Source organism: Brevundimonas sp. TWP2-3-4b2, assembly GCF_049897345.1.
Taxonomy (GTDB): Bacteria; Pseudomonadota; Alphaproteobacteria; order Caulobacterales; family Caulobacteraceae; genus Brevundimonas.
Genome location: NZ_JAFCWB010000003.1, coordinates 406304 through 431429 on the forward strand (window position 1 = coordinate 406304; position 25126 = coordinate 431429).

General features: G+C 67.2%; 27 protein-coding genes and 3 tRNA genes. 16 read left to right on the forward strand and 14 right to left on the reverse strand.

Annotated elements, in window-relative coordinates:
- Positions 1-101: 101 nt before the first annotated feature.
- From ACP7AS_RS09060 to ACP7AS_RS09075, 4 genes are all read left to right on the forward strand, one after another.
- The gene (locus tag ACP7AS_RS09060; RefSeq protein WP_426028537.1) at positions 102-1763 is read left to right on the forward strand and encodes an amino acid permease; all 1662 of its coding nucleotides are present in this window, start codon (positions 102-104) and stop codon (positions 1761-1763) included.
- Positions 1764-1865: 102 nt separating this feature from the next.
- A tRNA-Leu gene (locus ACP7AS_RS09065) sits at positions 1866-1950 on the forward strand.
- A gap of 84 nt (positions 1951-2034) precedes the next feature.
- Entirely contained in the window at positions 2035-3171 is a 1137-nt protein-coding gene (locus tag ACP7AS_RS09070) for a PA0069 family radical SAM protein (protein ID WP_426028538.1), read from the forward strand.
- Positions 3161-3565, forward strand: coding sequence for an endonuclease domain-containing protein (locus ACP7AS_RS09075; RefSeq protein ID WP_426028539.1), 405 nt, complete (start codon positions 3161-3163; stop codon positions 3563-3565). The genes ACP7AS_RS09070 and ACP7AS_RS09075 overlap by 11 nt, the downstream gene beginning before the upstream one ends.
- On the opposite strand, the gene ACP7AS_RS09080 is transcribed toward ACP7AS_RS09075, so the two are convergent.
- Together ACP7AS_RS09080 and ACP7AS_RS09085 are read right to left on the reverse strand one after the other, a co-directional pair.
- Positions 3562-3963 carry a hypothetical protein gene (locus tag ACP7AS_RS09080; RefSeq protein WP_426028540.1) on the reverse strand — a complete coding sequence of 134 codons (402 nt, stop codon included), beginning with the start codon at positions 3961-3963 and terminating at the stop codon, positions 3562-3564. The genes ACP7AS_RS09075 and ACP7AS_RS09080 overlap by 4 nt on opposite strands.
- 2 nt (positions 3964-3965) lie before the next feature.
- The gene (locus tag ACP7AS_RS09085) at positions 3966-5210 is read right to left on the reverse strand and encodes a class I SAM-dependent RNA methyltransferase (protein ID WP_426028541.1); all 1245 of its coding nucleotides are present in this window, start codon (positions 5208-5210) and stop codon (positions 3966-3968) included.
- Positions 5211-5363: 153 nt separating this feature from the next.
- Between ACP7AS_RS09085 and ACP7AS_RS09090 the strand changes: the two genes are divergently transcribed.
- Positions 5364-6062, forward strand: a complete 699-nt coding sequence (locus tag ACP7AS_RS09090) for a glycine zipper 2TM domain-containing protein (RefSeq protein ID WP_426028543.1) — start codon at positions 5364-5366, stop codon at positions 6060-6062.
- Positions 6063-6218: 156 nt separating this feature from the next.
- On the opposite strand, the gene ACP7AS_RS09095 is transcribed toward ACP7AS_RS09090, so the two are convergent.
- Complete coding sequence (locus ACP7AS_RS09095) at positions 6219-6968, reverse strand: TlyA family RNA methyltransferase (protein ID WP_426028545.1); 750 nt, start codon at positions 6966-6968, stop codon at positions 6219-6221.
- The gene (locus tag ACP7AS_RS09100) at positions 6965-7855 is read right to left on the reverse strand and encodes a LysR substrate-binding domain-containing protein (RefSeq protein WP_426028546.1); all 891 of its coding nucleotides are present in this window, start codon (positions 7853-7855) and stop codon (positions 6965-6967) included. Before ACP7AS_RS09100 ends, ACP7AS_RS09095 begins: the two co-directional genes overlap by 4 nt.
- A 126-nt stretch (positions 7856-7981) precedes the next feature.
- Here ACP7AS_RS09100 and ACP7AS_RS09105 point away from each other — a divergent pair, with 126 nt between their 5' ends.
- On the forward strand, positions 7982-8542 hold the full coding sequence (locus ACP7AS_RS09105) for a carboxymuconolactone decarboxylase family protein (RefSeq protein ID WP_426028547.1): 561 nt from the start codon (positions 7982-7984) through the stop codon (positions 8540-8542).
- A gap of 69 nt (positions 8543-8611) precedes the next feature.
- Positions 8612-8743 (forward strand): hypothetical protein, encoded by a 132-nt coding sequence (locus ACP7AS_RS09110; RefSeq protein ID WP_426028549.1) that lies wholly within the window; start codon positions 8612-8614, stop codon positions 8741-8743.
- Here the strand turns inward: ACP7AS_RS09110 and ACP7AS_RS09115 are convergent.
- The 4 genes from ACP7AS_RS09115 to ACP7AS_RS09130 all read right to left on the reverse strand — a co-directional run bounded on the left by ACP7AS_RS09115 (position 8740) and on the right by ACP7AS_RS09130 (position 14613).
- Positions 8740-11454 carry a valine--tRNA ligase gene (locus tag ACP7AS_RS09115; protein WP_426028551.1) on the reverse strand — a complete coding sequence of 905 codons (2715 nt, stop codon included), beginning with the start codon at positions 11452-11454 and terminating at the stop codon, positions 8740-8742. The two genes, ACP7AS_RS09110 and ACP7AS_RS09115, sit on opposite strands and share 4 nt — an antisense overlap.
- 135 nt (positions 11455-11589) lie before the next feature.
- Complete coding sequence (locus ACP7AS_RS09120; RefSeq protein ID WP_426028552.1) at positions 11590-12213, reverse strand: DUF2497 domain-containing protein; 624 nt, start codon at positions 12211-12213, stop codon at positions 11590-11592.
- 165 nt (positions 12214-12378) lie between these two features.
- Entirely contained in the window at positions 12379-13860 is a 1482-nt protein-coding gene (locus ACP7AS_RS09125) for a TolC family outer membrane protein (RefSeq protein ID WP_426028553.1), read from the reverse strand.
- A gap of 123 nt (positions 13861-13983) precedes the next feature.
- Entirely contained in the window at positions 13984-14613 is a 630-nt protein-coding gene (locus ACP7AS_RS09130; protein ID WP_426028554.1) for a protein-L-isoaspartate O-methyltransferase family protein, read from the reverse strand.
- Between the two features lie 152 nt (positions 14614-14765).
- Between ACP7AS_RS09130 and ACP7AS_RS09135 the strand changes: the two genes are divergently transcribed.
- Positions 14766-14839 (forward strand) — tRNA-Cys (locus tag ACP7AS_RS09135).
- A gap of 251 nt (positions 14840-15090) precedes the next feature.
- Here ACP7AS_RS09135 and ACP7AS_RS09140 read toward each other — a convergent pair.
- A complete protein-coding gene (locus ACP7AS_RS09140; RefSeq protein ID WP_426028555.1) occupies positions 15091-15894 on the reverse strand; it encodes a TrmH family RNA methyltransferase in 804 nt (267 codons plus the stop codon).
- Between the two features lie 70 nt (positions 15895-15964).
- Here ACP7AS_RS09140 and ACP7AS_RS09145 point away from each other — a divergent pair.
- Positions 15965-16039, forward strand: a tRNA-Asn gene (locus tag ACP7AS_RS09145).
- Positions 16040-16182: 143 nt separating this feature from the next.
- Here the strand turns inward: ACP7AS_RS09145 and ACP7AS_RS09150 are convergent.
- Entirely contained in the window at positions 16183-16929 is a 747-nt protein-coding gene (locus ACP7AS_RS09150) for a hypothetical protein (RefSeq protein ID WP_426028556.1), read from the reverse strand.
- Between the two features lie 81 nt (positions 16930-17010).
- Here ACP7AS_RS09150 and ACP7AS_RS09155 point away from each other — a divergent pair, with 81 nt between their 5' ends.
- Together ACP7AS_RS09155 and ACP7AS_RS09160 are read left to right on the forward strand one after the other, a co-directional pair.
- Entirely contained in the window at positions 17011-17613 is a 603-nt protein-coding gene (locus ACP7AS_RS09155; protein ID WP_426028558.1) for a TIGR00730 family Rossman fold protein, read from the forward strand.
- A 127-nt stretch (positions 17614-17740) separates the two neighbouring features.
- Positions 17741-18031 carry a CC_3452 family protein gene (locus tag ACP7AS_RS09160; protein ID WP_426028559.1) on the forward strand — a complete coding sequence of 97 codons (291 nt, stop codon included), beginning with the start codon at positions 17741-17743 and terminating at the stop codon, positions 18029-18031.
- 73 nt (positions 18032-18104) lie between these two features.
- On the opposite strand, the gene gltX is transcribed toward ACP7AS_RS09160, so the two are convergent.
- From gltX to ACP7AS_RS09175, 3 genes are all read right to left on the reverse strand, one after another.
- Positions 18105-19439 carry a glutamate--tRNA ligase gene (gene gltX, locus ACP7AS_RS09165; protein ID WP_426028560.1) on the reverse strand — a complete coding sequence of 445 codons (1335 nt, stop codon included), beginning with the start codon at positions 19437-19439 and terminating at the stop codon, positions 18105-18107.
- Positions 19440-19511: 72 nt separating this feature from the next.
- Positions 19512-19943, reverse strand: a complete 432-nt coding sequence (dksA, locus tag ACP7AS_RS09170; protein ID WP_426028561.1) for an RNA polymerase-binding protein DksA — start codon at positions 19941-19943, stop codon at positions 19512-19514.
- Between the two features lie 183 nt (positions 19944-20126).
- A complete protein-coding gene (locus ACP7AS_RS09175) occupies positions 20127-20552 on the reverse strand; it encodes a flagellar assembly protein FliX (protein WP_426028562.1) in 426 nt (141 codons plus the stop codon).
- A 183-nt stretch (positions 20553-20735) separates the two neighbouring features.
- Between ACP7AS_RS09175 and ACP7AS_RS09180 the strand changes: the two genes are divergently transcribed.
- From ACP7AS_RS09180 to ACP7AS_RS09195, 4 genes are read left to right on the forward strand one after another with little or no spacing between them, the layout of a single operon-like run.
- Positions 20736-21842, forward strand: a complete 1107-nt coding sequence (locus ACP7AS_RS09180; RefSeq protein ID WP_426028789.1) for a flagellar basal body P-ring protein FlgI — start codon at positions 20736-20738, stop codon at positions 21840-21842.
- Between the two features lie 2 nt (positions 21843-21844).
- Positions 21845-22162 (forward strand): rod-binding protein, encoded by a 318-nt coding sequence (locus tag ACP7AS_RS09185; RefSeq protein ID WP_426028563.1) that lies wholly within the window; start codon positions 21845-21847, stop codon positions 22160-22162.
- A complete protein-coding gene (locus ACP7AS_RS09190; RefSeq protein ID WP_426028564.1) occupies positions 22159-22602 on the forward strand; it encodes a flagellar basal-body protein FlbY in 444 nt (147 codons plus the stop codon). Before ACP7AS_RS09185 ends, ACP7AS_RS09190 begins: the two co-directional genes overlap by 4 nt.
- Before the next feature lie 59 nt (positions 22603-22661).
- Positions 22662-24239, forward strand: a complete 1578-nt coding sequence (locus tag ACP7AS_RS09195) for an EAL domain-containing protein (protein ID WP_426028565.1) — start codon at positions 22662-22664, stop codon at positions 24237-24239.
- A gap of 78 nt (positions 24240-24317) precedes the next feature.
- Here the strand turns inward: ACP7AS_RS09195 and ACP7AS_RS09200 are convergent, their stop codons facing one another.
- Positions 24318-24458 (reverse strand): hypothetical protein, encoded by a 141-nt coding sequence (locus ACP7AS_RS09200; RefSeq protein WP_426028566.1) that lies wholly within the window; start codon positions 24456-24458, stop codon positions 24318-24320.
- Positions 24459-24583: 125 nt separating this feature from the next.
- Here ACP7AS_RS09200 and ACP7AS_RS09205 point away from each other — a divergent pair, with 125 nt between their 5' ends.
- Positions 24584-25018 carry a hypothetical protein gene (locus tag ACP7AS_RS09205; RefSeq protein ID WP_426028567.1) on the forward strand — a complete coding sequence of 145 codons (435 nt, stop codon included), beginning with the start codon at positions 24584-24586 and terminating at the stop codon, positions 25016-25018.
- Positions 25019-25126: the final 108 nt, after the last annotated feature.

The following is a 25126-nucleotide window of genomic DNA, read 5'->3' on the forward strand; positions in this document are numbered from 1 at the left end:
CAATCGGAAACCGCGTTGCCAGCGGGGTCCTGCGCCGCTAGCGTCCGCGCCATTGAAGGCGGTCCGGGGAGGACTCGCCGTGTATCAGGGGGCGAGACTCGATGTCCGCAGAAGGCCTTAGGCCCAAGGGGAACCGTCTGTTCCTCAAGAAATCCGTAGCCCAGATCCAGAAGGAAGCGGCCAGGAGCGAATTGAAGCGCTCGCTGGGCCCCATCAATCTGATGAGCCTGGGCATCGGTGCCATCATCGGTGCCGGCATCTTCGTTCTGACCGGCCAGGTCGCCGCCGCCCATGCGGGCCCGGCCATCATGCTGTCGTTCGTGGTCGCAGGCATCGCCTGCGGGCTCGCCGGTCTTTGCTACGCCGAACTGGCCTCGACCATGCCGGTGTCCGGCTCGGCCTATACCTATGCCTACGGCACTCTCGGCGAGGTCTTCGCCTGGATCATGGGCTGGCTTCTGGTTCTGGAATACGGTGTCGCGGCCTCGACCGTGGCGGTCGGCTGGTCCGGCTATGTCGTTTCGATCCTGAAGGATTTCGGCGTTGCTGACGGTCTGTTCCCGATGATCCAGTACGCCGGCGGCGAAGGCCCGTCCTGGGCCACGCCGCTGATCCAGGCCGTCACTGTCGACGGCGTCAACAGCTTTCCCCTGACCGGCACCTTCAACCTCGTCGCCGCCATCGGCATCGCTGCGGTTTGCAGCCTGCTGGTTCTGGGCGTCAGCGAATCCGCCTCGATCAACAACGTCATCGTCATGATCAAGATCGTGGTTCTGCTGACCTTCATCGCTGTGGGGGTTCAATACATCAACCCGGCCAACTGGCAGCCCTTCATTCCCGAGAACACGACGGGCAAATTCGGGGAATACGGGGCCACCGGCATCCTGCGCGGCGCCTCGATCATCTTCTTTGCCTATGTCGGTTTCGAAGCGGTCTCGACGGCCGCAGCCGAGGCCAAGAACCCCTCGAAAGATGTTCCGGTCGGTATCCTCGGCGCGCTGATCGTCTGCACCATGATCTATATGGCCGTCGCTGCCGTCATGACCGGCGTCGTCCCCTACCTGGAACTTGCCAGCCCGGCACCGGTGGCCGTCGCCATCGATCGCATGGGTCTGGAATGGGCCAATATCGCCGTGGCCTCGGCCGAGGGCGGTCAGCTGAACCTGATCAGCTTCCTGATCAAGATCGGCGCCATCACCGGCCTGTCCTCCGTGATGCTGGTGCTGTGCTACGGCCAGACGCGCATCTTCTACACCATGGCCCGCGACGGTCTGCTGCCGCGCGCCTTCGCCGTCATCCACCCGAAGTTCCGCACCCCATGGATCGGCACCATTCTTCTGGGCATCCTGATCGCGGTTTGCGCGTCCTTCCTGCCGATCTCCATCCTCGGTGACCTGGTTTCGCTGGGGACGGCCGTCGCCTTCTCCATCGTCTGCCTGAGCGTGATCTTCCTGCGCATCAAGCACCCGGAAATGGAGCGCCCGTTCAAGGTACCGGGCGGCATCGCCACGGCCGTTGCGGGCATCATCTCCTGCCTGGCCCTGGCCGGCTTCAACTTCTGGCCGATGATCCAGCACGCCATGGACGGCAATCCGCTGCCGCTCACCATCCTCGGTGCCTATGCCGCGGTCGGGGCCGTGATCTACATCATCTACGGCTTCTGGCACTCCAAGCTCGCCAAGGGCATCGACATCACCGAAGAGACCACGATGTCGTCCCCCGCCGAGGCCATGGGCTCCGGTGTGGACAACCAGAAGGACTGATCCCTGCGATCAGGTCCCCAACGACGAAAGGCCCGGGAGCGATCCCGGGCCTTTTTCGTTGCCGCCCCGCTCCCGCTCGCCTAGACGCTTTCGCCTACCTGAGCGGATGTGGCGGAACTGGTAGACGCACCAGATTTAGGTTCTGGCGCCGCGAGGCGTGGAGGTTCGAGTCCTCTCATCCGCACCATCCTGAAAGCCCGCCCTGATGGCCGGGCTTTTTCGTTGAGTCACAGGTTCTTGCTTTGTTCCTTTTCGCTGCTATCCTGCCCCCATGGCTGAAGCGGCAAAAGGACGAGGGGCCCGATCGAATGCGACGGGTCGGTTCGAGCCCGAAACCGTGCAGGCCTTCGATGACGGCTGGACGATCGACGACGCCGAGGCCGCGCCCCTGCGCACCACCCTGACGCCGGAACACGCCCGGACCATCATCGCGAGGAACACCAGTCCGGACATCGGTTTCGACCGGTCCATCAACCCCTACAAGGGCTGCGAACATGGCTGTATCTACTGCTACGCCCGTCCGTCCCATGCCTTCATGGGCCTATCCCCGGGCCTGGATTTCGAGAGCCGCCTCTTCTTCAAGCCCGAGGCCGCGCGTCTGCTGGAGCAGGAACTCTCAAAGCCCCGCTACGTCTGCAAACGCATCCACATGGGCGGCAATACCGACCCCTATCAGCCGGTCGAGCGCGAGCTGAACTCGACCCGCTCGATGCTCGAGGTCCTGCAGCGGTTCCGGCACCCCTTCAGCATCATTACCAAGTCGGTCCTGATCACGCGCGACGTCGACATTCTCGGGGCGATGGCTGCCGAAGGGCTGGCCTCGGCCTGCGTCTCGATCACCACCCTGGACCGAGGTCTGGCCCGCGCCATGGAGCCACGCGCCTCGACCCCGGCGAAGCGGCTGGAGGCCATCGGCCGGCTGGCCGATGCGGGCGTGCCGGTGACGGTCGGTTTCGCGCCGGTCATCCCCGGCCTCAACGATCATGAGCTTGAGGCGGTTCTGGAGGCGGCCGCAAAAGCGGGCGCGGTCTCGGCCATGTACGTCACCCTGCGCCTGCCGCTCGAGATCAAAACCCTTTTCGCCGAGTGGCTGGCCGACGCCCGGCCGGAACGCGCGGCGCGCGTCATGTCCCTGATCCGCCAGACCCGTGGCGGCCGCGACTACGACCCTGACTGGTCCCAGCGGATGACGGGAACGGGGCCGGTCGCCGATCTGATCTCGGCCCGGTTCAAGGCGGCGGTGAAGCGCTATGGCCTCGACCGGCCCCGGCTTCCGTTGGACGAGACGAAATTCCGCGTGCCGGCGGACATGAAGAAGCAGATGGACCTGTTCGATCTTCCTTCCCCCATTTCGGGGGAAGGTGGCTCGCGGAGCGAGACGGATGGGGGCCTGCCGGATGCAGCCTGAACAGACGATCAAGATGGCTCGCCGTTTGCGCAAGACACCCACCCGCGCGGAGGATTTCTTCTGGTCGCTGGTTCGCGACAGGACGCTCGACGGTCTTCGCTTCCGGCGACAGGTCCCGATCGGGCAGTATGTCGTCGACTTCGCCTGTCTGTCCGCCCGCCTGATCGTTGAAGCGGACGGCGGCGTCCAGGCGCTGCGCACTTTCGACGACGCCAAACGCGACGGCTGGCTGACCTTGCAGGGCTTTCGGGTCCTGCGATTATCGAACTCCGATATCCTTGCACGACCAAACCACGTGCTGGCAGCGATCCGTGAGGTCGTCGGCAAGCCCCCATCCGTCAGGCTTCGCCTGCCACCTTCCCCCGAAATGGGGGAAGGAATCCGGGAGTGTTAGTCCTCCTCCGCCGCACCCGGATCGATCGCATTCGTCACCAGCGCCCGCCACGTCGGATCGGTGGCATCGACCAGATCGACGTCCTCCATCAGGGCCACAGCCCCGCCGCCGTCGGGCAGGATCAGGCCGAGGACTTCCATCTCCTCGCCGTCGGGTCCGAGGTGCGTTTCCGCCTGCACCGCGACGGCCGCCTGTTCGCCGTCGTCATCCCACCAGATCACCGGCTGCGGCAGCTCCATGGCGATCGGTCTGGGGTCATCCGTCTCGCCCAGGGCAAAGACCGCGCGACGGGCCTGCACATCGTCCAGCGTCGCTACCGTGCCGGTGAACGGCTTCAGCCGGGTCCAGTCGTCGGCGTCGAAGCCACCGCCATCCTCGTCCGGCAGATTGTCATTCATCGTCATCGCCTGAAAATCCCCACCAGCTCGACATGGGCCGACCACAGGAACTGATCGACCGGCGTGACCCGCTCAAGCCGGAAGCCGCCTTCAATCAGGATGCGCGCGTCCCGGGCGAAGGTGACCGGGTTACACGACACCCCGACCACGACCGCCGCCTTCGTCCCCGGCAGCTGTCGCGTCTGTTCAACCGCCCCGGCGCGCGGGGGGTCCATGACCACGGCGTCGCATCCACGCAGGTCATACGGAGCCAGTGGTCGCCGGAACAGGTCGCGGGCCTCGGCCGTGATCGGCTTCAGGCCTCGGGCCGAGCCCATGCCGGCCTTCAGCGCCGCAATGCCCGCCGCCGAAGCGTCCGCCGCCAGCACCGGCGCGACGGCGGCCAACGGAAAGGTGAAGGCACCCGCGCCGCAGAACAGGTCGGCGATCTTCTTCGCGCCCTGCACGGCCTCGACGGCCCGCTGAACCATCGCGGCCTCGGCCTCGGGTACGGCCTGCAGGAAGCCTCCGGGTGGCAGCGGCACGGTCGCCGTGCCAAACGCGATCGTCGGCTGTCGCTCCATCATCAAGGTGTCGCCGGCCAGGCTCAGCCGCGCCACATCGGCCCCGGCGGCGGCCCGGATCGCCCGCATCTGCGCGTCACCCGACAGCCCGCCCGAGCGACGCTCGACGCCGGTCACATCGATGTCCAGTCCCGTCAGGGTCAGGGTGACATGCAGGGTCGGTGCCGATTTCGGATGCTCCAGAAAGGCCTCCGCGATCCGCGCCAGCGCCGGCAAGGCCTCGACCAGCCGCGGATGGGCAACCGGACAGGCCGTCACCTCGACCAGCCGCCAGCTCTTGCGGGCCTTGAAGCCCAGCGCGACCCGCCCGTCCTCCCCGCGTCGCGCATGCAGCGCCAGCCGGCGTCGGCTGGCCGACGGCACGGCCACCGCCGCCTCGATCTCGGTCTCGATCCCCTCGCGGGCCAGTGCCAACCGGACCTGGTCGCGTTTCCAGTCGAGATACGGGCCGTTCGCCCAGTGCTGCAGCGAACACCCGCCGCAGTCGCCATAGTGAAGCGAGACCGGCGCGATCCGGTCGGGGCTGGCGGTGACGATCTCGACCGCTTCCAGCCGCCCGTCACGCACCTCTCCCCGCACCACCTCGCCGGGCAGGGTCAGCGGCGCGAAGACCGGGCCGTCGGGCGTATCGGCGATGCCGTCGCCCTGCCCGCCCACGCGCGCGATCGTCAGTGTTTCCGTCATCGGCCGTTCCTAGAGACTCCGGGCGGCTTGTGAAACCTGAACGAAGATGAACGGCCCACTCAAAAGCCGTTCAGCTTCACCCGCCTATTCCTCAGTGCAACAGACAGGGAGCCGACCGTTCGGCCCTCGTCTCCACAAACGAGGATCAACGCGATGTTCGCCCGCCTGACCATGAAGACCGCAGCCGCCGCCACCGCCCTCGCGGCCGTGGGTGCCCTGCTGACCCCGACCGCGGCCTCGGCCCAAGCCTACACCTACCAGGGGGCCCAGAACTACGGCTCGGGTGCCTATAGCCAAGGCTACAACTACGACCAGTCGTCGCGATATGGCTACCAGGATGACCGCTACGGCGATAACCGCAACAGCGCCTATGCGTGCCGCTCCGACCGCAGCAACCGTCAGGGAACCGGCGTCGCCGTCGGTGCCACGCTCGGCGCGGTCGTCGGGTCGCAGCTGGCAGCACGCGGTCGACGGACCGAAGGCAGCATCCTCGGCGGCGTCCTCGGTGCCGTCGTCGGTGCGGGTGTGGGCAGCAGTTCGGCGCGTGACTGCGGCGACCGCGCCGGCGGCTACGGCTACAGCTACGACCAGTCGCAATACGGCAATCAGTCCCGCTATGGCGACCAGGCCCGCTACGGCGACGGCTACCAGTCGAACGATCGCGGTTACGACCGGGATTATGGCTATGACCGCTCCTACGGGTCCGACCGTTCGTACCAGGATCGCTACCAGTCCGGCTACGGCAACCCGTCGGGCTATGAGACCGGCTGCCGCACGGTAGAGGTTCGCCGCCGTGATCAGTACGGCCGCTATGTCACCCGCATCGAGCAGTCCTGCCCGAGCCGCTACTGACCACAGAATTGCGTCGCCGGTTATTTTTCAGCCCCCCTGTCGACCGGCGACGTGACGGAGACCCCCGGTGGAGCAATCCACCGGGGGTTTTTCCATGTTTGATGCGCTATCGCGCGCCGCGCGGCTTCTCGCTGCTTGAGCGCGGGATTTGAGGCGCTAACCCTCGCCGCGCGGCGGCTGGCGGCCTGAGCGCGCCCACAGGAGATATTCCACATTGCCGTCAGCCCCGGTGATGGGACTTTCCGTCGTTTCCAGCACCGTCCAGCCCTGGGTCTCGAGCCAGTCCGAGACCGACGCCAGAGCCGCCTGACGGGCCCCGGGATCCTTGACCACCCCCTTCTTCGACCCGCCTGGTCCGGTCGCCTCGAACTGAGGCTTGACCAGGGTGACCAGGTCCGCATCCGGCGCAGCCAGCGCCAGCGCCGCCGGCAAGACCTTGGCCAGGCCGATGAAACTGGCGTCACAAACGATCAGTTGCGGGGCCTGCGGGATCAGAGCCGTGGTCAGGGTGCGCGCGTCGGTCTGCTCCAGATTGACCACACGAGGATCGGCGGCGACCCGCGCATGCATCTGGGCCGAACCGACATCAACGGCGAACACCTGCGCGGCCCCCCGCGTCAGACAGACCTCGGTAAAGCCCCCGGTCGAGGCCCCGATATCCAGCACCACCCGCCCCTCGACCGGGACGGGCCAAAGGTTCAGGGCGTGATCCAGCTTCAGCGCACCGCGCCCGACCCAGCCATGCGGCTCGACCACGGTCAGCACGGCGTCTTCGGCCACCGTCTGCGACGCGGCCTTTGCCACGACACCGTCCACGCTGACGCCCCCGGCGAGGATCGCCGCCTTCGCCCGGGCCCGGCTGTCGACCAGCCCCTTCGACACCAGCAGCACATCCAGGCGCGTCATCGTTCGTCCAGGCCCAGAAGCGGCGACAGATAGTCGAGAAAGACCCGTCCCTTGCGCGGCAACTCCCGGTGAGTCCACAGGGCGGTCAGATCGATCGGCGGGCCGGACCAGTCCGGCGCGACCCGCACCAGCCGTCCGCTGGCCAGTTCCTCCCGAACCGCGAAAGACGGGAGCAGGGCGACGCCGGCACCGGCCATCGCCAGACTGCGGACCACGGACCCTGCCCCCGCCGTAACGGCTCCGGAGGCTTCAAAGCTGACCGTGGCTTGCGGCCCGTCCAGCCGCCAGCGCCCTCCCAGGGTCGACCCCGAGCAGACCACACAGTGGCCCCGCAACCGATCCTCGAGCGGCGCATCCTCGTCCAGCCGTGCAAGCATTTCGGGCGACGCGACCAGCCAGCGGCGATAAACCCCCAGCCGCCGCCCGGTCATGCCGCTGTCGCTCAGCGGACCGAGGCGAAGGATCAGATCGATCCCTTCCGCCACCGCATCGACGCGAGCGTCCGTCGCGGCCAGATCCAGCCGGACGCGGGGAAAGGACGCCAGAAAGCCCTCGATATGCGGCGCGACCTCGTCGGTGGCGAAGGCGATCGAGGTCGATACACGCAGGCGTCCGACCGGCTCGCGGTCGGCGCCCGCTGCCGCCTCGACAAGGGCGGAGTCTTCATCCAGCAAGCGCTGGGCCTGTTCATAGACGCGCTGGCCGGCCTCGGTCACCGACAGCCGCCGCGTGGTCCGCAGCAGCAGCCGGGCCCCCAGATCCGCCTCCAGCGCCGCGATCGCCCGACTGGTGGCCGGCTGCGACAGGCCCGCATCGCGCGCCGCCCGCGAGAAGCTGCCGGTCTCGACGGCGCGAACGAACAGGCGAAGGGCCGACAGGCGATCCATGCCGATTGTTTTCATGCGTTTTGCGCATAAGTCAAAGTCGATCTTTCCGGCTACTGGCGGGCCGGGGTTCGACGCATCTTCCTCTCCGACGACGCACCCCGCGTCCGCCACGCACCGGAGACCGCCATGACCCAGTTCCCGATCCACACCCTCGAAACCGCCCCCGAGGGTTCGCGTCCCTATATCGCCGCCGCCAAGGCCGCCTTTGGCCTGGTGCCTAATCTGGTCGGGGAGTTCGCCGAAAGCCCGGCTGTGATCGAGGGCTATCTGTCCCTCGCCGCCGCCTATCAGAAGTCCGGCCTGACCCCGCTGGAGCGCGAGGTTGTGCTGATCGCCGCCGCCGTGGAGAACGCCTGCCACTACTGCGTCGCAGCCCACACCACGGTCACCCAGGGCCAGAAGCTGGACCAGACAGTGGTTCAGGCCGTCCGCAACGGCGGCCCCATCGCCGATGTGAAACTGGAAGGCCTGCGCGACTTCGCTACCCGGGTGGTGCGCGAGCGCGGCTGGGTCTCGGACGCCGACGTCAACCGCCTGATCGCCTCGGGCTACACCGCCGCCAATGTGCTCGAGGTCGTCCTGGGCGTCGGGCTCAAGACCATCTCGAACTACATCAACCACATCGCCGAGACCCCGGTGGACGCGGCCTTCCAGGCCAATGCCTTCGAGCCCCGCAAGGCCGCCTGATCCATCACCCCTAACCCCCGGGCGGTGTTGGGCGAAGCCCCGTTCGACACCGCTACAGGAGACCGAGCCATGCGTTTCCTGAACATCCTTTTCGCCCTCGGCATCCTTGGGAGCGTCATTCTGCTGGTGTCCCTGTCCGGCCACGGCACGCTGATCAACGCGCAGTCGATCAGCCCGACCATGCCGGCGATGCTGGGCTAGAGTCCGTCCAGCCGGACCAGCGCCGCCTGCAGCTTGAGCTTGCCGGCCTCGGCCTCGGCCAGCTTGGCCCTCTGTTCCTCGATCACGGCCGGGGCGGCGCGTTCGACGAAATTGGGATTGCCCAGCTTCTTGTTCACATGGCCGATGTCGCTGTCGAAGGCGGCGATCTCCCTGGTCAGGCGGGTTCTCTCCGCCGCCACATCGATGATGCCCGCCAGCGACAGGGCCGCCGTCGCGCCGCCGGACACGAAGGTCACGGCCCCGGCCGGAGCCGCCTGGAGGGTCGTCAGGTCGCCCGCCCGGCCCAGTGTCAGGATCAGGTCCCGATGCCGCGCGATCCGCTCCGCCGTCGTCGCATCCGGCGCGACGAAGGCCAGCGGCGGCTTGGCCGAAGGCGGCACATTCATCTCGGCCCGCAACTGCCTGATTTCAGTGACCAGATCGACCAGCCAGCCGATCTCGGCCTCAGCACCGGCGTCGATGAAGGCGTCCGGCAGATCGGGCCAGGCGGCACCGATCAGGGTGGCCTCGGCGCGCGGGGCCCCCTCCCCGGCCAGCTTGTCCCACAGCTCCTCGGTGATGAAGGGCATGACGGGGTGCATCAGCTTCAGCGTCTGGTCGAGCGTCCAAGCCGTCATGGCCCGGGTCTCGGCCTTGGCCGCCGCGTCCGAACCCATGAACACCGGCTTGGCCAGCTCAAGGTACCAGTCGCAGAAGACGTTCCAGACGAATCGATACAGGGCCGAGGCGGCGTCATCGAAACGCCCGCCCTCGATCGCCGACGACACCTGCCGCTCGGCTTTCGTGAGCTCTCCAAGGATCCAGCGGTTGATCGTCTGGTCCACGGTCGCCGGATCAAAGCCCTCGACGCGCGCGGCCTCATTCATCTGGGCGAAGCGGGCGGCATTCCACAACTTGGTGCCGAAGTTGCGATACCCTTCAATGCGTTGACGTGACAATTTGATATCGCGCGTGCCCGACAGAATGGCCATGGTGAAGCGCAGGGGATCGGCCCCCAGTTCGTCGATGATGCCCAGGGGGTCGATGACATTCCCCTTGGACTTGCTCATCTTCTGGCCCTTCTCGTCGCGAACGAGGCCGTTGATGATGACCCGTTTGAACGGAACCTCGTCCATGAAATGCAGGCCCATCATCATCATCCGGGCGACCCAGAAGAAGATGATGTCCGCCGCCGTCACCAGATCGCTGGTCGGATAGAAGCGGCGCAGATCCTCGGTCTCGTCCGGCCAGCCCATGGTCGAGAACGGCCACAGGGCCGAGCTGAACCAGGTGTCGAGCACGTCCTCGTCCTGGATCAGAGCCTTGCCGCCCGCCTGGGCCAGGGCATCTTCCTCGGTCTCGGCGACATAGATGTTGCCGTCGGCGTCATACCAGGCCGGAATCCGGTGACCCCACCACAGCTGACGCGAGATGCACCAGGGCTCGATGTTGCGGAGCCATTCGAAATAGATCTTCTCGTACGACTTGGGCTCGAAGACCGTATCGCCCTGCTCCACCGCCTTGATGGCCGGCTGGGCGAGGGTGTGGGCGTCGACGTACCACTGGTCCGTCAGCCACGGCTCGATGACCACGCCCGAGCGGTCACCGTGCGGGATGACATGGCGGGTCTTCTCGATCTCCCTCAGCCAGCCCTCGGCCTCGGCGCGGGCGACGATGGCCTTGCGCGCGGCGAAGCGGTCCATGCCCTCGTATTCGGCAGGCACATCGGGCGTATCGGCGGCGGTGATCCGGCCGAAGGCGTCCATGATGTTCAGCGCCGCCAGCCCGGCCCGCTTGCCGACCTGGAAGTCGTTGAAGTCGTGCGCCGGGGTGATCTTGACGGCACCCGATCCCTTGGCCGGATCGGCGTAGTCGTCAGCAACGATCGGGATGCGCCGCCCGACGATCGGCAGGATCACGAATTTCCCGACCAGCCCGGCATAGCGCGCATCGTCCGGATGCACCGCCACGCCGGTGTCGCCCAGCATCGTCTCGGGCCGGGTCGTCGCCACCACGATGTAGTCGCGTGTCTCGAATTCCGTCGCCTCGCCCGCCTCATCGAAGGCGACCGGATGCTCATAGGTGACGCCGTCGGCCAGCGGATAGGCGAAATGCCAGTAGTGGCCGTCCATCTCCTTCTGCTCGACCTCGAGGTCGGAGATGGCTGTCTGGAAATGCGGGTCCCAATTGACCAGCCGCTTGTCGCGATAGATCAGCCCGTCCCTGTGCAGCTGGACGAAGACCTTACGCACGGCGGCATTCATGGCCGGATCGAGCGTGAACCGTTCGCGGCTCCAGTCGCAGGATGCCCCCAGTCGGCGCAGCTGCTGGACAATGGTCCCGCCGCTCTCGGCCTTCCACTCCCAGACCTTGGCCAGGAAGGCCTCGCGGCCCATGTCGCGGCGGCTGACATTGCCCGCGGCCGCCAGCTGGCGCTCGACCACCATCTGGGTGGCGATGCCGGCATGGTCGGTGCCGGGCAGCCACAGCACGGCCTTGCCCTTCATCCGGTGATAGCGGGCCAAGATGTCCTGCAGGGTGTTGTTCAGCGCATGGCCGATGTGCAGCGAGCCGGTCACATTGGGCGGCGGAATGACGATCGAATAGGCCTCGGCGGCCCCGTCGGTTTTCGGCGCGAACAGGCCACTCTGTTCCCATTGCGCATAGATGCGTGGTTCGGCGGCGGTCGGGTCAAAGGTCTTGTCGAGCATGGGGGGGACTTTTCTTGGTTCCCTATCGCTCCGCGCGCGGCGCGTCGCTGCTTGAGGGCGGTAGACAAAAGAGAAGGGCGGCCCCGACTGGAGCCGCCCCGGAATGATCTAGCCTTGATCAGGTCGCAGGTGAAGTCAGCCGGCCGTACGGGCGATGCGTTCGACTTCCTTGCATACCTGGGCCTCGACGATCGTCGGCAGGTTGGTGTCGAGCCATTCCTTCAGCATCGGGCGCAGCAGGCCGCGGACCATTTCGTCGATCGTCGGGCCCGACGGGAACGACACATCGGCGGGCTCGGGCTGCCGGAGCGACGAGGCGAACCCGGCGAAGGCCGAGGCGGCGCTGGCCGAGGCGCTGTCGCCGACCAGTCTGTCATAGGAGGTCGTCGGGACCGACGGATGTTCGGGCGTATGCACCTCGACCGGTGCGGCGGCGAAGATCGACTCGCTGACCGGTTCGGTGGGGAACGGCTCGGGCGCGGACACGTCGAGGTCACCGATGCTTTCGGCGGCCGGTGCCTGCCAGGCCTCGGTCAGTTCCAGCACGTCCTCATCGGCCGGCTCGGGCTCCTGCATCGACGGCGTCTCGTCCATCAGGGCGGGCGAGACATCGACGACCGGGGCGGCCTCGACTTCAGGCTCGGGGGCGACGGCCGCCGTCGCCGTCTCGGCGGGTGCGTCGTCCTCGGAGATGATCCGGCGGATCGACGCCAGGATTTCCTCCATCGTCGGTTCCTGGGCGGCGGTCTGGTCGGTCATGTCGAAACCCCGGGCGCGCGGTCGAGGCGCACAATCTGTCGAATGGCGGCGCGGGGCCGACGAGCCGCCCCACACGCCTGTCGTCGCATCTCAGCCCGCTGGAATCAACGGGCGTTTTTCGCCTGATCGGTTAACTCTAACGGGCTCCAGTCGCCCCACGCGCGATCAGTCGCGCGGCGCGGTCTGGATGATGTCGGACTTCAGCTGGGTATCGATCGGCGCGTCAACGGCGTCGTTCGCGGGCATGACGGGCGGCGCGGCGATCCGGTCGATGGCCTCGACAATACCGTCCCACGGCAGGGCCCCGCGATTGCGCACGCGATTGTAGTTGGCCGCCGGGTCGTAGACCGCCAGCGAGGCGTCCAGATCCTGCCCCTCCAGTCGGCCCATGGCGGCCAGCAGATTGGCCTGGGCAACGTATTCGTTGCGGCGTGCACTGGCCAGGGTGACCTCGGCGCTGCGCAGCTCCAGCTCCTGGTTCAGCACGTCCAGGGTCGTGCGCAGGCCGACCTGGGCTTCCTGACGCACGCCCTCGGCGGCGACGGTGGCGGCGCGAACCGCCTCCTGTCCGGCCGTCAGGGTCGAGCGGGCGGAAAGCGACTGGGCATAGGCCGTGCTGACCGACTGCAGGGTGCGGCGGCGTTCACCCTCGACGTTGATCTGGGCGGCATTGGCGCGCTCGCGGGCCTGGGCGACGCGCGAGCTGTTCAGCCCGCCGGTAAACAACGGTACCGAGATCGAGGCACCCGCCTGGAGGCTGGTGTTGTCGACGATGTCGCCCGGGCGTCCGATGTCGTTGCTTGTGCCGCCGTAGGATGCCGTCAGGCGGGCCGAGGGCATGTATTCCGCACGGGCGGCCGCGACGTTGGCTTCCGCGGCCTGAAGGCTGTAGCCGGCGGCACGGACGCCGGGATTGTCCTGCAGGGCAACATCCAGCGCGCTGTCGAAATCGGTGGGCAGGTTCGGCAGGACCGGCATGGGCGCCAGGTCACCGGGGGCCTGGCCGACTACAGCCGCATAGACCGCGCGCGAGACAGACAGCTGGGCCTGCGCATTGGCCAGGTCCGCTTCGGACTGGGCCAGCCGGGCTTCAGACTGGGCCACATCGGTGCGGGTGATCTCGCCGACCTCGAACCGGGCCGAGGACTCATCCCGCTGACGCCCGAGCACGCCGAGGTTGGACTGGCGGATCTGCACGATTTCGCTGTCCCGAATCACATCGGCATAGGCCTGGATGACCGACGCCAGGACCGTCTGTTCGATGTCGCGCAGATTTTCGCGCCCGGCCATGATGTTGGCCTCGGCCGCGCTGATGCCGTGGCCGATTCGGCCGCCGGACCACAGCGTCTGCGACAGACCGATCGAAACGCCGGCACCGTCATTTTCGACCACACCGAACGTGTCCGTGTCCGAACGGCTGTAGGTCGCGCTGGCGGTGACATCGAGCTGGGGCCGCAGGCCGGCACGGGCCTGAACGATGGTTTCGTCCAGCGACCGCTGGCTGGCGCGCTGGGCCAGGAGCGAGGGATTGGTCTGATAGGCGAGCGCCAGGGCGTCCCGCAGCGTCTCGGCCCACGCGGGGGCCCCCATGCTCGAGAGCACGGCGATGACGGCGACCGAGGCGAGCGCGCGCGAACGTTTCAGCATGTCTTTTCCTGCCTGGCGCGGGGAAGCACGCCCTTCGTCTACATCTGTCTGATGCGTGACCGTTTGGTCCCGCGCCAGTTAAGTTTTTTTCACGCGGAGCCGGGGCGTTTCCGTCTTGCCCGCTTACAGAGCGAACATGGGTTCCGGCGCGAGGTCTGCAAGGACCGGCGGGGTCGAGTCAAAAAGCTCTCGCCGCGACAGCCCCTGCTCGCCCCGGACATACAGGACCGCCTTGCCGACCGGGCCGCTGCGCTCGACCACGGCCATGCGGCCGCCGATCTTCAACGCGGCCAGCCAGGCCTCGGCCCGGGCCGGAACCGCCGCTTCCGAAATGATGATGTCGTAGCCCTCGCCCACCGGCCGGGAGAGCGGCGCGACCACGGTCTGCACGCCCTCCTCCGCCAGGACCGCGCCCGTGACGCCGAAAACGGTGTCGTCGGCTTCCTGGGCTGTCACGGCCAGCCCCAGCCGTGCCAGCACCGCGGCGGCATAGGGGGCGGCGATCGCCAGGGCCGTCTCGCCCGGCTGGGCATCCAGCGCCATCAAAAGCTTCGACAGGTCGCGCGCCATCATCAGCCGGCGGCCGGCGGCGATCTCGGGCTCGATCTCGGCATAGGCCGACCAGGCGCGATCCGCGGTCAGGAAACGCTCGCGCGGGACGGACAGGAGCGCGGCCTGCAAGGCGCGATCGGTGACGTCGTTCACGCGGACCTGGCTGTCGACCATGACCTTGCGGGCGGCGGCGAAATCCATGGAGCGACGTTCCTGCAACTGACGGCTCCCGGCGACGGCCGGGAAATCTGCCGCGCTTATAGGTCTGTGCGTTGCGGGCGACAATCCGATCTGATAGCGAACGCCCCTCGCGATGGCGAGGTCGTCCCCGGATCATTTCCGGAGCGGCCCAGGGCCTGATGGCGGAGTGGTTACGCAGAGGACTGCAAATCCTTGCACCCGAGTTCGATTCTCGGTCAGGCCTCCATCGCGATTTTCGACAGAAGCCGTCTCGGGCTCTGCAGGCCCGCTAGATCGGCGCGGTGATCCAGCCGATCACACTGGCGGCCCCGACCCCGGCTGCGACGATACTCACCACCAGCGCGATCCGCGCATTGCGGTGAATGAAGACGAACACGCCACCAAACATGATTGAACTCTCCCGGACGCCGTCACAGCGACACAAGTCCGACCGTTCATCAAGGTATACGAAGGGTTAATCGCAATTCCGTGATCGTTTCACGCCTGCCGGGTGAAATGATGCAGGGCGATTCCACTGGCGACCGAAACGTTGAGCGAATCAAAGCCACCCGACATCGGGATCCCCACCGGCCGGCATCGCGCGATCACACCAGCCGCAAGTCCGGGGCCTTCCGGACCCAGCATCAGCGCGACACGCCCGCCGCGGGGCATCCGGTCCAGTGAGGCCTCAGCGCCGGGAGTCAGGGCCAGCACGGCGAACCCGGCCCGCTCCAGCCCGTCAATGATGTCATTCAGGTCCAGCCCCGTGACCATCGGCGTCCTCAGCACGGCCCCGACCGACACCCGGATGGCCTTGCGGTAGAAGGGATCGCAGCAGGTCTGGTCCAGCAGTACGGCCCCGGCTCCAAACGCCGCGGCGTTTCTGAACAGGCCGCCCATATTGTCGTGATTGCCGATCCCGCAGGCCGCGACCACGACCGCCTCCGGCCCCAGCGGCTCGAGGACCTGATCCATGGTCACGGGTTCAGGCTTTTGGCCGAGCGCCAGGATGCCGCGGTGCAGGTGAAACCCGGCGATGGCGTCCAGAATCGCCTGGTCGGCGACATAGACGGGCGTGTCCGGATCGACCCGGCCGATCAGTCCGGCCAGTCCTTCGGCCCGTTTTTGATCCAGCAGCAGCACGACCGGTCGACACAAGGCTTGCGGCGACGTCAGCACGTTCAGCACCACCTCGCCCTCGGCCACGAACAGGCCCTGCCTGCCCGTCAGGTCCCGTTCCCTGATGTCGCGAAAGCCCGCGATGCGCGGATCGTCGGGGTGGTCGATGCGGATCACGGCCAAGATCGGATATTTCCCGTTGCGTCAGTCTGACTCGCGCTGCTATAGCGCCCGCCTTCCCGAGAGGAAGTGTTCCGCGGTAGCTCAGTGGTAGAGCAGCCGACTGTTAATCGGCTGGTCGTAGGTTCGAATCCTACCCGCGGAGCCACTCTCTCCCTTCCCCACAGCGTCAGACCGAAAAAAAAGCCCGACGCGAGCGCCGGGCTGAAGAAGTTCGGTGATGGTGGGTGTCCTCGAAGAAGGAAGACAGTCTTTCGGTGGCGTGAATTGGTTAACCGAACGTAAATCGCGTCAGGCCGGATCCGGCAGCCAGGTCGTCTGCCGCGCACCGCCTGCGCCCGTCCACACCGCCCTCCACCCCTGTCCTGCCCGTTCGACGCGCGGCACTGCTCCGGATCCGGACTCCCCGGGCCAGGCGAAGCGCGACCCGCCGACCGCGATCCCGTCCGGCCCGTTCGCGGGGCGCAGCATCAGGCTCCATCTGCCCGCCGCGGGCGTAACGCGGACGGATTCGCCGCCCGCCTGCACCTCGATCGGCACCGTTCCAGTCGCCTGGCCGGACGCCAGTCGCATCCGACCGTCACTGTCGACCGCGCCGAGCACCGGTGCCCTGTCCAGACGCCGGGTCGGTCCGCCCGACCGCAGGATCGCGATCGGCCCGCGCCCGCCCGCGACGATCAGCAGCCGATCGGGCGAGGGCGCGGCGTCCTGGCCGATCTGGGTCTCGGGCTGCAGCCACAGATCACCCGCCGGTGCCGCCATGCGGATCTCGAACCGTCCGCGCCCGTCCGCCGCCGCCGCATAGGCCGCGCCCGAATCGTTGCGCAGGACAACGCGGGTGCCGGGTTCAGCCTCGCCGGTGAAGACCAGACTGGCCGAAACCCTTCGGACCGAAAGAATGGCCGGCGGGCGGGTCCAGCCCGACGACGTGGCATCCGGGGCTTCGGTCCGTTTCGGCGGCGCGGGGGCATTGCAGGCCGTTGTCAGGGCCACAAGAATAGCCGCCGTTCCCGCCTTGCCCAACATGGCCCGTTTCATCGCCTGCATCCGCCCGCTAGGAGTAGGCGTCCAGATAGCGCGCCCGGCGGGCCGCTGTCTCCCATCGTGTCTCGAGGCCCCATGTCTTCGCCTGTCGTCATCCAGCCCTTCGACGGAAAATCCGTCTGTCTGTTCTGCGGGTCCTCGGACGCCTCCGATCCCGCCTATACCGTGGCGGCGCGTGCGTTCGGCGAGCAGACGGCCCGTGCCGGCTGGCGACTGGTTTACGGCGGTGGCGGCGTCGGTCTGATGGGGGCGTCCGCGCGGGGGGCCCACGAGGCCGGCGGACGGGTTCTGGGCGTCATGCCGGGCTTCCTGCGCAGCCGCGAGCGGCTGTTTGACGAGGTCGAAACCCTGGTCGTGCCCTCGATGCATGAGCGCAAGACCATCATGTATGACCAGTCGGACGCCTTCGTCGTCGCGCCGGGCGGTGTCGGTACCCTCGAAGAGGTCATCGAAGTGCTGTCCTGGAAGCGGCTGGACCTTCACTCAAAGCCGGTCATCTTCCTGAATTTGAACGACTTCTGGGAGCCGTTGCTGGCCGTCATGGAACACAGTATCGAGTCAGGCATGACCCCGGCGTCGTTCCGGCAGGCCTGGGTCGTTTGCGACACGGTCGAGGCAGCGATCGAGGCCATGAAGGGCGCGGGCACCACGCCGCACTTGCAACATGATCAGCGTTAAGTAATCACGGGTCAGTTAGCCGGTGTTTGTGCGTCTCTTTTAGAAACTTGCCTTGACAGTTTCTAAAAACAACGGACATTGGCGTTGCGGGAACGATGGTCGTTTCCGCCTGTCCGGAGACCTCCCCATGCGTGCTCTGCTTGTCGCCGCGGCTCTTTTCGTCGCCGCCCCCGCCTTCGCCCAGTCGCCTGCGTCCAGCGCCGTCCTCGCGGACGCGTCCAAGGCTCCGGCGTCCGCCACCATCATCGACGGTGCCTCCTGGCGCTGCACCGGCGGCTCCTGCACCGCCAGCGGCGGCGCGAACCAGCCCGCCCCGCGCGCCTGCCGCCGGGTCGTAGCCCGTTTCGGCGTGGTGTCGTCGTTCAGCTACAAGGGCGTCGCCCTGTCGGCCGAACAGCTGGCCGTCTGCAACGCCTGACGCGTTTGATGACTGAAACGAAAAGGCCGCCCTGCGAGGGGCGGCCTTTTTGCTGTCGGGCTGACGAAAAGGTTCAGGCGGTTTCGCCCATCAGCCGTTTCACGATCCGCTCGCGGCCGATCATCGGTGCCAGCGTCGCCATGTCGGGCCCGTGGGCCTGACCCGTGATCATGAGGCGCAAGGGCATGAACAACGCCTTGCCCTTGGCCCCCGTCGCCTCTTTCACCGCAGCCGTCCACACCGGCCAGAGTGTCTCGTCGATGGTCTCCGGCAGGGCCGCCAGCGCCGCCTGGGCGAACGCCGGGTCCTCGATCGTCGGCGTCACCGGCCCGCGCACAATGGTCACCATTTCAGTGACATCAGCGAACTTCTGAAGGTTGCCGCGCACGCCGTTCCAGAAGACTTCGCCCAGATCCGCGTCCAGCGCGGCCAGCCGCGGCCTTGCCACGTCGTAAGACATCGCATGCAGGGCCTGGGCATTCAGACGGTCCAGATCGGCGGTGTCATAACGCGCCGGCGACCGGCCCATCTTGGTGAAGGCGAAGCTGGCACCCAGAGCCTCGATCGAGTCGCCGACCTCCAGGGGATCGCTGGTGCCGATACGGCCCAGATGGCTGGTGATGGCGATCGGCTCATAGCCCTGGTCGCGCATCTCGGCGATCGAAAGCGAGCCCAGCCGCTTGGACAGGGCCTGCCCGTCCTCACCCACCAGCAGCGGCATATGGGCGAAAGCCGGCGTCGGCCCGCCCAGCGCCTCGAAGATCTCGATCTGCGCGCCCGTGTTGGTGACGTGATCCTCGCCCCGGATCACATGAGAGATAGCCATGTCGATGTCATCGACGACCGACGGCAGGGTGTAGAGAAAGAGCCCGTCCTCGCGGATCAGCACAGGGTCCGACATTGAGGCGGTGTCGACCTCGGCATGGCCGCGCGACAGGTCTTCCCAGGCCACGCGGCTACCGTTCAACCTGAACCGCCAGTGCGGTTTGCGCCCTTCGGCCTCATAGGCCGCCTTTTCGGCATCCGTCAGCGCCAGACCCGCCCGGTCGTAGATCGGCGGCAGGCCGCGTGACAGCTGCACCTTCCGACGCCGGTCCAGCTCCTCGGAGGTGTCATAACAGGCGTACAGCCGCCCGGAGGCCTTCAGCCGCGCGGCGGCCTCTTCATAGCGGTCGAAACGTTTGGACTGGTTGTGACGCTCGTCCCAGACCAGACCCAGCCAGCTCAGGTCGTCCTCGATCCCCTGCTCGAACTCGGGCGTGGAACGCGCCAGATCGGTATCGTCGATGCGCAGGACGAACGAGCCACCCTGCCCTTTCGCGAACATCCAGTTCACCAGGGCGGTGCGGACGTTGCCGACGTGCAATTTACCCGTCGGCGACGGGGCGAAACGGACCTTGACGGGCATGAGCAGACCTTGAAACGCAAGGCGCGCTAGGTCGCCCTCGAAACCGGCCAAGTCAAGGCGTCGCCGCCTTTGTCAGTCGTCGCGGTGAACCCGTTCGCGGCGTTCGTGACGTTCCTGGGCCTCGACCGACAGCGTCGCCGTGGGGCGCGCTTCCAGCCGACCGAGGCTGATCGGCTCACCGGTCTCCTCGCAATAGCCGTAGGAACCGTCCTCGATGCGGCGCAGCGCCTCGTCGATCTTGGAGATCAGCTTGCGCTGGCGATCCCGGGTGCGCAGTTCCAGCGCCCGGTCGGATTCCGACGACGCCCGGTCGACCAGATCCGGATGATTTTCCGTCTCGGCCTTCAGATTGACGACAGTCCCCTTGGACTCGCGAAGGATGTCATCCTTCCAGTCCATCAGCTTGCCCTTAAAATAGGCAAGCTGCCGCTCACTCATGAACGGCTCGTCGTCGCTCGGCCGGTAAGCGGCCGGATCGACAATCACAGACGCCAATGCGGTCATATCGCACTCACGCTCTCAACAGCGCCCCCCTGTGGCGCAGCCATGCCTGTAGGGGCGGTGAGGAGTCGAAGCAACAACGCTCGCAAGAGCGTGACCGGCCAAGCTTGAAGTCCAGACGCGAGCGTGACATTTCTTCATCACCCGGTGCTCTCTGACCGTGCTTTTTCAAGACAATTCGGCGACTTATGCTGCAGTGCGGCGTAAATCCGCCTTGGCCAGCTCAACCGCTACGCGCAGGTCGATCTGGTCCAGCAGGCTGTTCAACCCGGCATCGGCGTCGAGGGGACGCTCCTCACGCAAGGTCCGCGACAGCCGGTCCAGCGCACCCTCCCCCGCCTCGCCCTGCAACAGGGCCAGTTTCAAATCTTCCAGCCGATCGAGAAGCCCGCCGCCGCGCCGGATCGCCCGGCGCCGACGCTCGGTCACGTCCTCGACGCCCTGCAGCGCCATCAGCGCCGAGACGTCGCTGACTCCCGACAGACCGGACGTCGAGGCCGTCGCAGCGGCCGTCGGGCTCGCCGCCGTCGCGGGCACGGAAAAGCCACCGCCGGCGCGCGCGGGGCGCGACCCCTGCGGCGACGACGGTCCGGACGGGCCTGTGACCTTCATACGATCCGACTCCAGCACATAGGCGACCATCGCCGCCGGCCCGTCACTGTTTGGTTAACGCCCCGGCAGATTCTGCCGTGAGGCCACGGGCATCCACAGAAGCAGGCACTGTTTTTACAGACTTATTTCACTGGCACGCCCCTCGCATAACGGGAGGGGCAACAGTATGTGGACGCCCTGCCTATGCAGAAACTGCTCGCTTCTCTCCTGACCGCCGCGGCGGTGGCCGGTTTCGCCGCGCCGGCGTCCGCCCAGTCGCGGATCAAGGACATAGCGGCCATCGAGGGTGTCCGTACCAACCAGCTGGTCGGCTACGGCCTGGTGGTCGGGCTGAACGGAACGGGCGACAGTCTGCGCAACTGCCCCTTCACCCGGCAATCGCTCGAAGGCATGACCGAGCGGCTCGGCGTGAATATCCGCGGGGCCAATGCCAACTCCAAGAACATGGCCGCCATCATGGTGACGGCTGAACTTCCCCCCTTCGCCACACCCGGTGCCCGGGTTGACGTCAACGTCGCCAGCATGTGCGACGCCAAGAGCCTGCTGGGCGGCACGCTCCTGGTCACCAGCCTCCAGGGCGCGGACGGCCAGGTCTATGCGGTGGCGCAGGGTTCGATCCAGACCGGGGCCGTCTCGGGCGGCGGGGCCTCGGGCTCGTCGGTCACGCGCGGCGTGCCGACCGCCGGTCGGATCGCCTCCGGGGCCACGGTCGAGCGCGAGACCGGCTTCCAGCTGGCCAATATGAACGAAGTGCGGCTGACGCTGCGCAACCCGGACTTCACCACGGCCCAGCGCGTCGCCGCCGCCATCAACCAGAGCTACCCCAATACCGCCCTGGCCGAGAACGGCACCGTCATCGCCCTGCGCGCGCCGGGCCAGATGGGCATGGCGGGGTTCATCAGCATGGTCGAGAACCTGCCGGTCCAGGTCGACGCGCCCGCCAAGGTCATCATCGACGAGGTCAACGGCGTCATCGTCATGGGCGAGGCCGTCCGCGTGTCCACTGTCGCCATCGCCCAGGGCAATCTGACCATCTCGGTGCAGGAAAGCTCCGAGGTCAGCCAGCCGGAGCCTTTCAGCCGCGGCGGCCAGACCGTGGTCGTTCCGCAGTCGACGGTGGCCGTCGAGGAGGAGCTGGGCCGCGAGATGCGGATCGTCGGCGGCGGGACCTCTCTTTCGACTCTCGTCAACGGCCTGAACGCCCTCGGCGTCAGCCCGCGCGACATGATCAGCATCCTGCAGGCCATCAAGGCCGCGGGTGCCCTGCAAGCCGACATCGAGGTGATGTGAACATGAGCGAACTGTCCGTCCCCGCCGCCCTGCTGCAACCCGCCGCGGCACCGCCATCCGCATCCGCCCGCGGCACCGCCCGCATGCGTGAGACGGCCGAGGCGTTCGAGGCGTCCTTCCTGTCGCAGATGATGAAGCCGATGTTCGAGGGACTGTCGACCGAAGCCCCCTTCGGCGGCGGTGAGGCCGAAGGCACCTGGCGCGGCTTTCTGGTCGAGGCCATGGCCAAACAGACCGTCAAGGCCGGCGGCATCGGCTTGGCCGATCAGGTCGTGGCCCAGATGCTGAAGATGCAGGAAGCCGGGGAGACCGCCGCATGACCGAGTCCGCCACCGTCAATGCCCGCGCCCGCATCCGCCAGCTGACTGACCTGACGACCCGTCTGACCGCCCGTCTCGTGGAAGAGTCCCGGGTCTTTGAATCGCGCCGTCCCCAGGACGCCGCGGCCACCCTGACCGAGACCCAGCAACTGGCCAATATCTATCGCCGCGAGTCGGCCCAGCTGAAATCCGATCCGGGCGTGCTCGCCGCGGCCCCGGCGGCCGACCGCACCGCCCTGATCAAGGCGACCCAGGCCTTCGAGGCTGTGCTGTCCGGTCACGCCCGTGCGGTGGAGGCCGCCCGTATCATTTCCGAAGGGCTGGTCCGGACAATCGCCGCCGAGGTCGCCAGCCAGCGCGGGTCGCCCTCCGCCTACGGTGCGTCGGGCAAGGCCACCGCCGGTGACGGCCGCGCCGTGGCCCTCAATCGTCAGGCCTGACGCGGCCGTTAAGGTTGTTCCTCGAACAAGGCTTTACACTCCGCATGTTACCGGAAGCGATGACCACCAAAACGAGCCTTCTCGGACTGGCCATCCCCGCAGCAGATGCGCTGCTGGAGGTCGATGGCAAAGGGCGGGTTGTTCTGGTTCTGGGGTCAGGTCCCGGCCCTGACGACGAGCCGGCAACAGCCTGGCATGGCCGGATGCTGGCGGACCTCTTCGGCAAGGCCAGCCGCAAGCCCATTACAAAGGCTCTTCAGGATATCCGGCCAAGCCTTCGGGTCGAGCCGCTCGAGGGTTTGATTTCATGTGGTGCCGACCGCGTGCGCCGCGCGCGAATTCGGCTGTTCCAACTGCCCGAACGCGCGCCGGCTGTCTCATGCGCGCTCGCCTACGTCGGAGCCGCGTTCACACTCGCAATCCCTGCCGCGCCGGCCCTGTTGAGTGCCGAAGGGTTGCTCGGCCGGGTCCAGGCCGGCCTTCATCCTGCAGCCGGTGCTCTCTCGGTGTCCTTCCTTGAGGTTCCCGGCCTCGCCCAGCCCGGCGAAGCAAGCCAGCGCGCCGCAGCCCGGATCGAGGCCGCCCTTCAGACCGCGTCCGTGGACGGCGCGTCAGCGGCGCGCCTGTCACCGGAGCGGTTCGCCGTCGTCTGCGACGCTGACACGGCGTCTGACCTGACCGAGGAAGTCCACAATGCAGCAATGGCCGAAGGCCTGGATCTGGTCGCCATGGTCAGCCGAATCGCGCTGGCCACCGACGGGCCGGCGGAACCGACAGTCCGGGCGCTACGCTTCGCTCTGGAGGCCTGTCTCAAGGACGGCGTGAGCCAGGCGGGCGCGACCTTTTCCGAGAGCCTGAAGCGCACCTTCAAGGACGCCGACAAGTTCCGCGCTATTGTCCGTGAGCGGAGCTTCACCCTCGAATATCAGCCGATCGCGGATCTCACGAGCGGCACCGCCCATCATTTTGAAGCCCTCGCCCGTTTCAGCGGTCACGGTACGCCAGAGTCGATCCACCTCGCCGAGTCCCTCGGTCTGATCGAGAGCTTCGACCTGGCCGTGGCCGAAAAGGCGCTCCAGATGCTGCAACAGCCGCGGTTCGGTACGACGCGGGTGGCAGTCAATGTCTCAGGCGCGTCGATCGGCGCTGACGGCTATGTCGAGGGCCTTCTGCGGATGACAGCGGCCTCACCCACGATCCGCTCGCGCCTCCTGGTCGAACTGACCGAGACCGCCGCCATTGGCGACCTCGACGCCGCGACCCGCCGCCTGACAGCCCTGCGCGACAAGGGCATTCACGTCTGTCTGGACGATTTCGGCGTGGGGGCCGCCTCGCTGGACTATCTGCACCGTCTGCCGGCGGACATCGTCAAGATCGACGGGCGTTTCGTGCGCGACGTCACGACCGACGAGCGGTCCCGCGCGCTCATCTCCCATGTGATCAAGCTTTGCCGTGACCTGAAGATGAAGACCGTCGTCGAGATGGTCGAGACCGAAGAGCAGGCGGCCGTCGTCCGGGGCCTTGGTGTCAATTTCGGCCAAGGCTGGCTGTTCGGCCGCCCGACGGCAGAGCCCGCGGTACCGGTTGCGCAGCCCGTCGCTGCCCGTCGGCTCGGCGCGGTCGCGGGCTGGGGCTAGGCACACCCGATCAACCGGGCACACGCCGGCGATCGCCAACGCGCCTCTGACCTCAGATTGACGAAGACCGGGAAACCGTCAGGCGTGCGGTCCGCGACGCGAAGCGGCGTCACGCGCACGGATGCGGACGGGTTTGGGACGGGGCTGGTTCCTGAGCACATAGACGAGCCCGAGCAGCGATGCGGAAAGGGCGAAACCGATTTCCAGGGCGCTGATCATGATCGTCTGGCCTCCAATGAACTCTGTCGAGACGGAAGAATGGGGTCGAAGTCGCTGAGGTGCAAGCCATTTCGGCAATAGCACCGCTGCTGGGACCGTGACACGATGCCCGGGGAGACCAGATCATGCGCCACACCCGTTTGCTCGCGGCCCTTGCCCTCGGTGGCAGCCTCACGGCCTGCGCTCACGGCGTTGAGCCCGTCATTATTGCTCCGGACTATGCCCCTCTGGCCGGCCAGCCCGCCCCGGCCAACGCCCGCCTCTATGCCGACTGTCTCGCCCAGGCCGCCACGTCAGGCGCGTTCCGGCGGGCCGCGGACGGGGGCGGCGAGGAGCTGATCCTGTTCACCTGCACCGGCGCGCCCGCCCGGGCCTTCTTCGATGCGCTCGGCCCGTGGAGCGCCCGGATCGACTCGGCCTTCGACCATGACGGTCGCACCTACCGCTCCACGGCGAAGGTCCAGGCCAACCTGTTCGGCGTCGATTCCTGTTCCGCGGTCGACGGAGCGGATCATCGCTGCGTGCTCACCTTCAACGCCGGCGATTTCCTCGACCAGTGACGACCTGCGTCAGCGGGGCCGCCATGTTCCCATATTGTTCTTGCTGAATCAGCCGAATTGATCCCCATATAGCGTGGTCGCGCCGGACCCTCACCGGCTCCACCGCGT